General features: G+C 34.0%; 13 protein-coding genes. 6 read left to right on the top strand and 7 right to left on the bottom strand.

What is annotated here, in order from left to right; all coding sequences use genetic code 11:
• Positions 1-58: 58 nt before the first annotated feature.
• The 3 genes from AC3OCB_RS01120 (at position 59) to AC3OCB_RS01110 (ending at position 2381) form a co-directional block, all read left to right on the top strand.
• Positions 59-1312, top strand: coding sequence for an RNA-guided endonuclease TnpB family protein (locus AC3OCB_RS01120; protein ID WP_498340326.1), 1254 nt, complete (start codon positions 59-61; stop codon positions 1310-1312).
• Positions 1272-1508, top strand: coding sequence for a hypothetical protein (locus AC3OCB_RS01115; protein ID WP_498340325.1), 237 nt, complete (start codon positions 1272-1274; stop codon positions 1506-1508). The genes AC3OCB_RS01120 and AC3OCB_RS01115 overlap by 41 nt, the downstream gene beginning before the upstream one ends.
• Positions 1509-2078: 570 nt before the next feature.
• Positions 2079-2381, top strand: a complete 303-nt coding sequence (locus tag AC3OCB_RS01110) for a hypothetical protein (RefSeq protein ID WP_498340330.1) — start codon at positions 2079-2081, stop codon at positions 2379-2381.
• Between the two features lie 762 nt (positions 2382-3143).
• On the opposite strand, the gene AC3OCB_RS01105 is transcribed toward AC3OCB_RS01110, so the two are convergent.
• Both AC3OCB_RS01105 and AC3OCB_RS01100 read right to left on the bottom strand, forming a co-directional pair.
• On the bottom strand, positions 3144-3293 hold the full coding sequence (locus AC3OCB_RS01105; protein ID WP_498340324.1) for a hypothetical protein: 150 nt from the start codon (positions 3291-3293) through the stop codon (positions 3144-3146).
• Positions 3294-3712: 419 nt separating this feature from the next.
• The gene (locus tag AC3OCB_RS01100; RefSeq protein WP_498340323.1) at positions 3713-4168 is read right to left on the bottom strand and encodes a hypothetical protein; all 456 of its coding nucleotides are present in this window, start codon (positions 4166-4168) and stop codon (positions 3713-3715) included.
• A gap of 461 nt (positions 4169-4629) precedes the next feature.
• On the opposite strand from AC3OCB_RS01100, the gene AC3OCB_RS01095 reads away from it, so the two are divergent.
• The 3 genes from AC3OCB_RS01095 (at position 4630) to AC3OCB_RS01085 (ending at position 6702) form a co-directional block, all read left to right on the top strand.
• Positions 4630-5127, top strand: coding sequence for a hypothetical protein (locus tag AC3OCB_RS01095; protein ID WP_498340322.1), 498 nt, complete (start codon positions 4630-4632; stop codon positions 5125-5127).
• Entirely contained in the window at positions 5115-5564 is a 450-nt protein-coding gene (locus tag AC3OCB_RS01090) for a hypothetical protein (RefSeq protein WP_498340321.1), read from the top strand. Before AC3OCB_RS01095 ends, AC3OCB_RS01090 begins: the two co-directional genes overlap by 13 nt.
• A 661-nt stretch (positions 5565-6225) precedes the next feature.
• Positions 6226-6702 (top strand): hypothetical protein, encoded by a 477-nt coding sequence (locus tag AC3OCB_RS01085; protein ID WP_498340319.1) that lies wholly within the window; start codon positions 6226-6228, stop codon positions 6700-6702.
• A 4-nt stretch (positions 6703-6706) separates the two neighbouring features.
• On the opposite strand, the gene AC3OCB_RS01080 is transcribed toward AC3OCB_RS01085, so the two are convergent.
• From AC3OCB_RS01080 to AC3OCB_RS01060, 5 genes are all read right to left on the bottom strand, one after another.
• Positions 6707-7906 carry a hypothetical protein gene (locus tag AC3OCB_RS01080; protein ID WP_498340318.1) on the bottom strand — a complete coding sequence of 400 codons (1200 nt, stop codon included), beginning with the start codon at positions 7904-7906 and terminating at the stop codon, positions 6707-6709.
• Positions 7907-8574: 668 nt separating this feature from the next.
• Entirely contained in the window at positions 8575-9576 is a 1002-nt protein-coding gene (locus tag AC3OCB_RS01075; RefSeq protein WP_498340317.1) for a hypothetical protein, read from the bottom strand.
• A gap of 82 nt (positions 9577-9658) precedes the next feature.
• Positions 9659-10183, bottom strand: a complete 525-nt coding sequence (locus AC3OCB_RS01070; protein WP_498340316.1) for a hypothetical protein — start codon at positions 10181-10183, stop codon at positions 9659-9661.
• Between the two features lie 47 nt (positions 10184-10230).
• Complete coding sequence (locus AC3OCB_RS01065) at positions 10231-10809, bottom strand: hypothetical protein (protein WP_498340314.1); 579 nt, start codon at positions 10807-10809, stop codon at positions 10231-10233.
• Entirely contained in the window at positions 10781-12463 is a 1683-nt protein-coding gene (locus tag AC3OCB_RS01060; RefSeq protein WP_498340313.1) for a hypothetical protein, read from the bottom strand. The genes AC3OCB_RS01065 and AC3OCB_RS01060 overlap by 29 nt, the downstream gene beginning before the upstream one ends.
• Positions 12464-12527: the final 64 nt, after the last annotated feature.

Here is a 12527-nt window from a genome sequence, read left to right as displayed (position 1 = left end):
CTCGCTCTTTAGGGCGGGGGATGAAAAGCTTAAATGCGAATAAAGATGATCTGATTTTATGGCTAGGTCAACCGGATTTCAAATCACAGTTCAGATGAAGGTTGCACCTAGTCATGAGGTTAAACACCTTGCGTATGTATACACAAGAGCTAAGCAACTCGTTGTCAATTGGTTAGTTGAGACAAAACCTGCTTTTAAGACTAAAACAGATCTAATTAATATCCTACACCACGAGTGGTATGAGAAACTAAAACAAATGGGGCTAACAGGACGTCTAGCTGAAGACTGTTATAGAGATGTAGCAAACGTTTATACATCATGGTTGGAGAATCCTAACAAGAATAAATCGAAACCTAGAATAAAGAAAGTGTCAGTAATCTTAACACCTAAAGCGAGTTATAAACTAGACTTAGAAAAGATTAAACTAAGCATCCTAGGTTATGAAACAGCAATATTGGGCTATTCTAGGACATTGAAACTCTACAAGGATTACAAGACAGCTGAAGCCAAACTTGTAAAGAGAGGAAAAGATTGGTATTTGTTTATCACTTTTAGAAAGGAGGAAGAAGAGAAGGGAAAAGCAAAGAAAAAAGAAGGATTAACAACTGAAGGCGAAAATAAGAATAAAGAGAAAGAAGAGAAGAAGAAAAAGAAAGAAGAGTTTAAGGTAACTGGTATAGTAGCAGTAGACATCAATCAAGATATTATCACGGTTGGCAATGATAAGAAAGTTGTAGAAATTCCAACCAGATTAGATGATGCTGATCACTATGTGAATGAAGCCCATAAATTGCAACAGAAATACCCAACGAAGTGGAGGAGTTCAAAGCACATTCTAAATAGGATTGCCCACTTCTTCAGAAGGGAAAGGAACATCCTAGTAGATTTTGCTAAGAAAGTTGGTAGATGGATAGTCGAAATAGCTATGTTGTTAAAAGCTAACGTCATAGTACTGGAAAGACTAAATAGAATGATTTATAACGTAGACGACTTAAGGAAAAACTGTAGACTGAAGTTATACTTAATGCAATACAGGAGAATACAAAGATGGATTGAGTGGCAAGCTAAGAAATATGGACTGAGAGTGATTAAGGTTAATCCCGCATATTCCTCTACTACATGTCCCAAATGCAGAACATTGATGAAAGAAAGTGATTATAGGACTTTTCGTTGTCCTAACTGTGGATTTGAAGAAAATCGTGATTATATTGCAGTTATGAACCTTTATGGGAGGGGTCTTCTGCACCTCTCGACTGCTCACGGAGTGAAGGGTGGGAGAAACTACTCAGACCGTGAGAATCCTCGCTCTTAAGAGCGGGGAGAAGTCAGAGATTGCTAACACAACTTTCAAAGTAGAGGAAATAGGGACAGCAACATCGTTCTTCAGCTCATCAATGATGATAATGTCAGCCCTAATGCCATTGGTTGGATATCTATCATCTATTATCGGTTTTACACCGACCTTATGGATATTTGCAATAGTAACTTTTACCTTGCGAAACAGTTAAATATTTGATAAGCATTGATAACATTTGGTAGGTGAAGTGTCCCAGAAGCGGGGGTAAAATAAAGCTCCAAGAGGGACATGGATATAGCAGTGAGCTCAAAATGTGTGGCTTTCCCCAGAACTTGAGCCCTCTTGCCATGCGGTGATTCAAAGGATGATCCCTTGGCGGGAGAGCGGATGAGGGTTCTGGGTGGGGTTGCCACGAAAGGGGGTAAGGGCAGTGACATGCTGTCGATGAACTCACGAGGCAGATGAGCCTGATGAACCCCAAGGCTTACGTAGGCCTATTAACACCTATGTAAGCTGAACCCCTTCTTCATAACAGATGTTTACCTAATGACTAAAAAATAAAAAACAATTAGTATAACTGATTTTTTTAATTTCTTTTTATTTTATTTTTCCTGCTTTTTCATAGCTAGAATCGCTTATATCTAATACGTGATAATGTAGCTAGCTTGATAGAATAAGCATTTCATTGGAGATTTCTACAGAGCTCTATGTAATAGAAAGTTTTTTAAAAAAGGAAGTAGAAAGAAATAATATGAAAAGCAAGGAAATACAAGGAAATAGTATGGAACCCTTTTACTTCAAATCATACGATAAAGTTGTTGGAGTAGCACATGACGTGGAGGAATTAGAGGAAGAGATTGAGAGAATAGGAGAGTCAGACCCAGCATGCGTAAATTGGCATTTACAACAAGGTCATATTGTTTCATGGCTAAAGTATTTGGGAGAAAACGCTTTAGCAGAAATGCTAGAAGGCGTTAAGGATTGGAAAGAAGCCTTAGCTAGGATCGAAGACTACTATACGATTCAGCAGAAACCTAATAGGCCTGGAAAGATGAGAATGATGAGAAGAAGACGCAATTGCTAAGGGAGTTTTCCTACTTTCTACAGTCTTCAAGATTCATTTTAGTCTCCTAATATCAGTTGCTATGAAATTTTATTTTATCCTCCTTTCTTTTTATTAATTAGTACCCACATTTTCTCTAAAGGAGTTTTTCTTGCAACGAAAAGCTCCGCCTTTTTTAGGTAAGAATGATGAAAAAGCTTGTTCAATTGTTTCTGAAAAACTCTTGGTGTTGCAAGGGCAGAGGTGCTTAAAGTTGTATCCTTGAAGAAAAGTTATAACTCAAAGCCCCTCACATAATAATTGGTTGAAGACTCAGTCTAGAGGTAAACAAAAGGATACAATACTAAACCAATGAATCGATACAAAGGGATCTTCACCTTAGGGTAGAGGTCAGCTCTCTTTAACACTAATGTTTCCATTCCCTTATGTATTTGTTTAATATTTAGACAATTAAGTAAAGAGATAAAATATATTATTTTTATGATTAGCAAAATCACCTGTAATAACTGGTATTACCGATTTCCCTCCCTAAATGTTTTTATTAATATTACGTAACAGAATATCACTGGGGAACCAAGGAAAGATGAAGAGGAAATGAACCGCTGAATCATGATGAGGCGGATATCCCCAGATTTCTCTGGTTCCCCCGAAATCAGATTAGTCAATTCGATCTAAAAAAGTTTTCCTTAGAAAACAAAAAAAGGCGTTAGTTACATTTCTTGATCACGTTAAATTTTAAAGTAACTGTGGATTTTTCATCTTTGATCTTTTTGGTAAACTCCTTTAGATTTCTGTCATCTGTTTCACTGGAATAATAGGTAATCTTATTTTTTCGTCAACTCCTACAATCACAAATATCTCTCTTGATTTTATTGGTTGGAAAACGTTAGAAAGTGCTATACTCCTTATCTGCAGGTATATTGATCTTGTCACTGAAATTTCTTAGCTGGGAGGAATAATGTTTGTTGAAAAGTTACTAAGAAACGCATTATAAGAAGTCTGACCCGTATTATTAGATGGCGCTGTGAGTATTATAAAGCTTGAAGTTATTGCTGAAAAGTATTCAATTATTCTTAAATCACGAGGAATCGGATATTTATTGATTCTCTAGTTTCTCTATGTTAGGCCTTTTGATTTATCTAAACTAAAAATGCTCTATTTAAAAACTTTTGTTGCATCCTTAGTTTGTGCTAAATTTTGAGATAGGAAGGAAATATTTTCAATTTTAGGTATTTTAACTACTAGATTTATGAAATATAAACAATTATTCTCTTTTTCAGTCCTTAATTCTTATAGGTGTCAATATATTCTTTGGTCTTTAAATTGTTCCATTATGATAACTGCCAGTAATTTTACTCACACTTTTTCCATGAAACTTTGTTTACCCATCTAACGAAATAAAGTGGTTCATTTTGTATTGTTCTATAGTTAGTGTTTTTAGCTGCAAGAATCGGCTCAATTTCCGCCTTAATAACGTATTTCTCCTTTCCGTTCAAAAGGTACACCACCTCTTCATATGCAGATTGTTTTTCAACGATGTCAATTAAAGTCCAACCATCTGATGGCATTTTGTCTGGCTCTATCAACTGTTTATCCTTAACTTCATTTAACGCAGAATCTGAAGGATAAGCAGACACACCACCAACAACTGAAACGTTAAATTCCACTCCAAAAGGCGGAGTTATTTGAAGAGGTTTAATGTCAACCACTGCAGCACGCAAAATGATAGTAGTGCCATCGGAAAGCTTAACATAACCTAGATTAAAATCCTTAAGGCTAAATTTGTTAAGAAAGGCAACTTGAGACATATGAGATACTTTTTGTAGAGTTTATTAAACTTTATCATTATCATTATCTATGCATGATTAACACATTGAATAACCTTATAAGTATTTATATTACGGTACTCCGACCACCTACTCTTCCTAAATGGCTGGGCTTTCTGTTGCAAAACAATCGAAATGTGTAGTTAAAACAAATTATATAAAAGCAAATGCGGATTATAAGAGGCCACGCAATACAGAAATACTTATATCTCCTATTTAACTCCCTATTGCTCTTACCTTTTTTCTCACTTATCTTTTTAGAACTAATAAGGGACAGATTACTCTGATGCTCATCAATGATATCGATTTGTGAATATTATGATTGTGTCTCTGCAACAATAAGAATTACTTTAGCTGTCAATTCTTTAACTCTAAAATTAAAATAGATGTTCTTTAGCAACTTTAGATTGAACTTTTAATACTTCAATATATTAATTAGTAATATGAGTCAAGCTCTTTATATCCTTGGCAACTCATCGTCAAACAGTATACTTACTTCTCGATCACCAATCTTTAGCGAGGAGTATGGCAAGTTATCAGAGACCCTTACATTCTCTATAAAGCAAAAAGAAGAAGGAGTGCTATCTTATGGTATAATGTCTTTAAGAGGAATTTATGAAATAATATCCCTTGAATGCGCCATAGATATTCTTAGAAAACACCTAAGTGAGGATATAATCGAGGGTATCAAAGAGGAGATTGATATAAGAAAACTTGGTGCTTTCATCTTATGGTTTGAAAGTCTATTTGGTGATACAATTCATATCATAGAAATATTCCCATTTCCAGATATTGAAAGCGGAAAACTGGCATTCATCGAAATTGACCTAGATTGTGATGAGATGATAAGCCTAAAACTAAGTAAGGCAATCAAAGCTTATATGAACCAAGAAGGATTTGAGAATTTATCAGGTAAGGTTGCTTTAATATGTCGGAAATAGAGGAGTTAAATCCCAGAAGGTTAATAGAAGATATTACCAAACAGACTATAAATAAAACTGCGATTGATGCAGTACTTTTACGTAGGATTGCAAGTGCGTTATTTTTATCTTTATATAATTATTGGGCAATTAAAAGCTACAAATTGTACAATAAAAGATATAAAGGCTCCATGGCTGGTAAAAATCAAGATAATTTTTCTCATTTAGAATTTGTAGAGGAAATGTTTAAAAATGGGTTAGATAAGGCAATTCATGAACTTTATCTATATAGAGTATTGGCTGATCATTACGCATTAAATCCTACTTACGTTACTTTAGTCTTTAGATATGGAGACAAAAAGTTTGTAAAAATAATTTATACAGAACTTAAGTACGACAAGCTAAAGAAACTAATAAACTATGCTTTAGATGTTCTTTCCTTTTTAGAGAAATATTAGAATTTACGAGAGACAAACATGGCTTTAGGGGTTCAGCTGTCATAGGCATTAGTAAGCCTACGTAAGCCTTGGGGTTCATAAAGCTCAGCCACCATCGTGAGTTCATCGATGGCATATCACAGCCCTCACCCCCTTTCGCGGTAACCCCTTCCAGAGCCTTCATTTTCGCTTTCCACCGAGGGATCACTAATCACCGCAACGGTGAGAGGCTCGGGCTCTGGGGAAAACCGCACATTTTGAGTACACTGATCGAGTGCCCCTCTTGGAGCTTTATTTTCCTCCTCATCTGAGGCACTTTCATCTGACTATCAGCAATCATTATCACCTATTAAATATTTAACTGTTTCTCAAGGCAAGTGCCATTATCCTTCCTAATTCCCTTATCTCATTGGCATAATTAACTTTCTAATCCACATCTAGTTCCTCTTTATTCTTGCGGTTACCATCATGATAGCAATTAGACTCCTTTGTTCACGTCGTGATAGAGAGAGTTATATTATCTAAGCATTTAGGGCATTGTGAGAAATTTCTAATTGAATTATTTAGGAGACTCCTAGTTTATTCTAAACCCGCTTATTACTTAAAAGAGAAAGACTATTCATTTTTATACTTTCAGTTCTCCGAAAGTTATCTTTTTATATTCAAGAAAGAATTTTTATTTATGGCAGAAATTTCGATAGATATAGCATCTCAGTTGATTTCAAATTATATTAAGATAGTCATTGACAAAGCTACTCAAGGGAAGAAATTAAGCAATCAAGAGTACCTAATCTTGCTTGTGTATTATAACATAATGTATATCGATAGGAGGTTTGCTGAGCTAAAAGACTATACAGATAAGAGGTTTGAGGAGCTAAAGCAATACATAGATAAAAGATTTGACGATGTGGATAGAAGATTTGTAGAAATGAAAGATTATACTGACAAGAGGTTTCAAGAAATAGATAAGAGATTTGAATCTTTAGAAAATGAAGTTAAAGAGTTAAGAAAAGAGGTCAATGATATAAAAGCTAAGATTGCTACAATAGAAACTAGATTAGATAACATGGAAAAAGAGATGAGCGACTTAAAGGATTTAATGAAGCAAATGTTGGCTTTAATGACTCAGCTGGTCTCTGTATTAGCAAGTAAGCAATAGTAACTCAAACAGGAATTGCAGTCCCATTTTCGAAACGATAAGCCTTTATCTCCTTTAATGCTTTTTCAGTCTCTTCCGATTCATGAAGGTGTTTTTGGCTAAATCTAAGTGACTCAGCAATTTTCTCCTTATCAAGAGATTCATTATTCATTCCAATAACAAACTTATATCCATGTTGAACTAAGCTTAGCAAAGGAAAAAGCAAATCAACATTATTCGTCCCTTCAATTAAAACTATAGCAGGGGTTTCTGCATCTGCAAGAGGCAATAAAGTTTCTCGTGCCCCTTCATTAAGTTTAGATATTAAATCAAGAATATACTTGCTCTTTGCCCCTCTCTCTAAATTGTTTAAGTGAATGATGTAATGCTGAATTGGCAGTTCTTTTGCAGGATAACAACTGATAAACATTTCCCCTAAATCTGTCATATATACTGACTTAGACTTACAATCCCCACCTATCCTAAAAGATGGGATATAGATCACGTCTTCCTTGACCCTTATTGAGTCAAAGTACTTCTTCACTCCTAATAGGAATGGGGAAAGGACGCTTTCATCTTGCAATTTTAGCAAAGACGTTAACCTTAACTTTGATCTATTTGGCTTTAGCTCAACTTTAAGAATTCCATCATCACTTAGCTCATATTTTATTCTTACATCACTAGTTACCGTCATCTCGCCCTTTACTTTTTCTATATTTATTTCGTCAGCTAATTCCCTTATCTCTTTTCCGTTAATATAAATTGCTGAGGAATTAGTGTAATTCACGTTTTTAGCCAGAATCCTCATATAGTCCTCTTTTATTTCTCTTTTAACTTCTGAAAGGAATTCATTGACCATCTTTGAGACGTTCTCATAAATCCTTATTTCACAGTTATCATTGACCTCCCCCTTTATCTCATATTCAGATGCAATACTTACAGCATCTTCAAAGACCTTTGGGTCACAAATGTTATAACCATCTTTCATCAAGCTTTGAAGGTAAGAAATTACATAATCAATACCAGTTGGAGGGGCTTTAGCTAGTATTTCATTAAACTTTTGCTCAAAGAATTTCTCATACCTTTTGCTTAAAAGGACTAAAGATGTGTAAACGCTACGAAGGGCAGAAGATATCTCATTTGGGTTGCCAAGAAAAAGAGTAAAATCACCAAGTTCAATTTCAGCATCTCTTATAGGGTCAATATTGACAAGTCTGAATTTCATAAAAGTAATTCGAAAGGAAAAGTATTAAGGTTATTTCAATAGCAAGATAAGAGTTAAGACTCAATTGCCAAGTTTTTACACGTCACAATGTTAATATTATCAATCTCCTTTAGTACTTCCTATTAGCTTTTTACTTCATCAAATTTTTTCTTTCGTGTTTGAAAAAAGTAGTAGGTAAGAGATCTCTGAGAAGTTTATTCAGTCACGTTTCAAGTTCTCTTTTATTTTCCTAGCTATTTGATCTATCCATTGAGGAACGTCAATAGATAGTTTAATATTCGAAAAGACATATAAATTTCTTTTTACTCTTGAAAGTAAATTTAAATTGTCTAAGGTTTTTTATTTTTAGCATAAAAATACAAGAGACGAAGAAGAATCCCATGCAGCAGTATTTGTTCGATTTTTCATCTTTATTATCTTAATTTGTATCTTTTTAAACTCTTAGTTTCTAAAACTACTTTTTCCTTCACATTTTCATCTTTTTAACTTAAACATTATTCAAAAATCAGCGTGATCTTCTGCATAGCTAAACTATGAATTAGGCACTAGTTTACCGTTTGTTTTTCATGATCTATAAGAAGAAAAATGCCCTGTGTTGGTAAATAACACTCTCTTTTCACACTCTCGCAAATAATAATATCATCGTGTTCTGGCGTCCTATATTCTGCTCACTTATTTTCTTTCAACTCCCATTCCCAGTCTGCAACCTTTTCCACCACTTGCCTTGTAACTCCAGGGACTTCATTAACTAATCTATTAGCAGGAACTTCTCTTGCCGTTCCATTTTCGAAATAGTAGACCTTTATCTTACTTCCCTTTATTGTTTTTTCTACGTCCTCTATGATTTTCTCTATAGCAGAACTAACAATATCCTGGCCAAATATATTTTCCAGCAATTCCATTATTTTCTCTTTACTAGGCTTATATTCGACTAAATCACCTAAAAATGAAGTCATCAAATCCGCGTGGGTTGTAATTACAAACCTATATCCATGTTGGACTAAGCTTAACATCACGAGGAGAAGCAGAATTTGGTAAGCTAAGTGAAGACGAGATTCTGGCTCTTCAATCAAAACTAAGGCTGGAGTTTGTAAGTCCAGGAGGGGCAACAAAATACTAGTTATCTCATTTATCATTGCTGAAGCATAAAAGGGTTCTAACTCTACTCCGTTTTGTACCTCGAACTTGATCCTTCCCTTTTCATCAACTTTTATCCTTGTTTTAGTAATCGTAGAAATTATATTAAGGATGTGGCTATCCGTGATTTTATTTCCTTTTATTTTCTCTTTAACATTGTCAAGATGAAGTAAAAAGTTTTTGATAGGCAGATCTAGGTTTTTTAGCGGAGAAAAACTTCGCATCATCTTTTCTCCCATTATTTTAATTGTAGATGAGCAAATTGAGGTAGTTTCTTCATCAAGTAATTCTAAGTCACTTCTGCAATGCGGTATGAAAATTACGCTGGAAACAAAACCAACTCTATTAGCGTACTCCTTTATTAACTCTTTAGCAAGCTTTCGTGAGAGTAACCTATCTCTAAAGGTAATTGAGTGTATATTATCTAGCTTAAAAGTTCGGATTTCTTCAAATGTTATATCTAAGTTTCCCTTGATATCTGGTTCTACTTCTACGTTAATTTTGAGAATCCCATCCTCATAATCTTGACTCATTCTAAGATCTATTCCACCTTTTTTAGACGTAATAAATCCAAAGGTCCATCCTTTAAATCCTTCTATTTCTAAACGTGTTATTTCAAGATTTTTCTATTATATCCTTTACTTCTTTTCCATTAATATAAATCGAGGAAATATCAGTGTAATTAACGTTTTTTCTTAGCAACTTTAGATGCTCATCATTAATCTTTTCCTTTATTGATGGAACAAGGTTTTTGAGTTTCTCTAGGAGATCCACTCTTTCTGAAATTTTTATTAAGCAGTTATCCTCAATTGTTCCACTTATATCAAAATTATGTTCTTTATTAACCTTTTTTATTATACTTTCAAGTGCATTAGGGTCGCATACATTATATCCTTCTTTTACCAAGCTTTGAATATAAGAAATTGCATAATCTATTCCGGTTTCAATTCCACCAAGTAGAGTATCCAGTTTGTTCCTAAGGGAACGTTCATACTCTTTATCTAGAAATATCAGTGAAGTATAAATGCTTCTTAATGCTAGGGATTTGCCAGTTGAAGATAAGCCCAGAAAGAGAGTGAAATCGCCCAACTCAATGCTAGCCTCACTTATTGGGCCAATATTTACTAGTTCAAATTTCATAAAAGTAATTTGAAGGGAAAGTATTAAGCTTATTATCATTCTCACATTTACAACGATTTGTAACAAGCTACATCAATAGAATTTAACACTTTTGAATCACTAAGGAGTTGTGGTATCAATATTTTCATTTGCTGATCTAAGAGACTTTTAATGTATCTTTCTCTTTCCCCCTTGTCTTTCTTAAAATTCTTAACAATTTCATTAACTTTCTTATATGTATTACATGAATTTAGACTGCAGCATTTTCCTAACTCGTCTGAATCACAAGGCACAACTACTAAAAGTTTATATTCGTCTATCCTGTTAAAGATCCTATTTAATTTTGAATAAAAATATAATAATTGATGCACTATAGCGTAAAGGATTTCTTCCTTCTTTTCAGTCCTTTTAAATTCTAATAATTCGAGAACGATTTTGTCATTCTCAACTTTAATAATCATAAAATCTGGGTGTTTTCCCTCATAGTTAAAGATCTCTCTGAGTAATTTCCTATTTTCATTTTTTACTACCTCTTTCTCTAAGTCAACTAAAAGGAAAATGTTGTTTACTTCTAAACAGCATTTTGCATCTTCTCTATCACAAACGTAAATAGAGTCTTTATCCTTGCATATGACTAGTTGCTTCATATAGCTTTTCCTCTTCGTCAAACTCCCATAACGCAATTTTCTCTATTACCTTTTTTGTCACACCTGGAACATCAAAATTAATCGTAGTTGGGTCTCTCTCCTCTGCTTTCCCTCCCTCAAAGTAATAGACTTTTATCTTACCGTTTCTGATCGTTTTTACTGTATCTTTAACAACTTTTTTCAAAAATTCTGATTCAGCAACATCTTCCCCAAAGATCTCTTGAAGTAGATGCAGTAAGTTATCTTCATCTGGCTTATATTTTGCGAGGTCACCAATAAACGCTACAAATGTATCTGAGTGAGTAGAAATAACAAACTTATAGCCATATTGTACAAGGCTTAGTAAGCTTAAAGCAAGTAAAAGCTGAAATGCTAAATGGGCTTGTATTTCTGGCTCTTCAGCTAGAACTAAGGCTGGAGTCTCTAGATCAAGTAAGGGTATAAAGACACTTACAACATCGTTAACCGTTGCTGAGGCGAAAAATGACTCTATCCTCTTTTCTTTCGTCTTGTAATAAAGTTGTGGAATGTTCGGGGTAAGCTTAACTACTTCTATTTTAAGCTTTACCAGATCAAGGATGCCGTTTATAATTTCACTTATGTAATTAATTCTCTCATCATTAAGGTTCTCTACGTTTACTAACTTCTCTAATCCAGAAGTAAAGTGTGAAACATAGGAAGAGTTTAACCATTCTGGAGATTGCAAAATTGACGAGAGATAAGAGCTTAAGTTGATGGTCGAAAAGAGACCCTGGTTCATTTGTTTCACTAAGTTATTATACGATAACATTAGCTGAGTTCTACCATAAGGTATAAATGTTGCTGAGTTATATTCCGTCGAAATAACATTCTTTATGATGTCTTTTGGGAATATATTATCTAGATCAAGTATTTCAAAAATGAATGGTCTATGAAAAGAGGAAAAACCTGGAATTAGGGCATTTTTTATTTCCTCCTTTGTTACTTTGCTTATTTCTTTCCTTGCTAATTTGACGTTAAAATTAACAACAAACTCAACTAAACCTTTATTGTTAATTGTAATTGCAATATCTCTTTGACCTTCACTTAAGGGCATAGGAGGATATAAGCGAGTAATTTGTTCAAACTGCTTAATCTTAAAATGTGGCTTAATTCTTTCAATTACGCTCTTTATTTCCTCGCCGTTTATTAGAATTACTGAGCCTTTTTCATATCCAGCAAGGTTCCTAAGCTTTTCAGTTATATTCTGGGCTATGATTTTGCTTGCCTCATTTATAATTTCGTTAATCTTAGGCACAGGGTTTACTTCCTCAACAAGAGTTATAGAACATCCTTCTTGGGCAGACGAAAAGGAACTCTTAACGTTATAACCAGAACTATTTACAATATTAACTACATTGTCAACAAATTCCTTATCACAAACGCTATTACCTAAGGCCAAAACTTTGTCAAAATAGGCAGTAATATAATCAACACCTATAGCGCCAGCATTTATGTTTAAAATTTTCTCACGTAAAATCTCCAAAAAGTTATCATCTAACATGATAAAAGAAGAGTAAATGCTACGAAGTGCAAAAGACTTCCCAGTTGATGGTAAACCTAGGAAAAGAGTAAAATCCCCTAACTCAATTTCAGCATCTTTTATTGGGCCAATGTTTACAAATATGAATTTCATAAAAGAAATACTCGGGGAAAAATATTAAGATTTTACAACAATGAGATATAGGATTAGAACCTAT

The organism is Sulfurisphaera sp. (genome assembly GCF_059755235.1).
The sequence above is the reverse complement of the archived record's forward strand: the minus strand, read 5'-3'. Positions and strand labels throughout refer to the sequence as shown.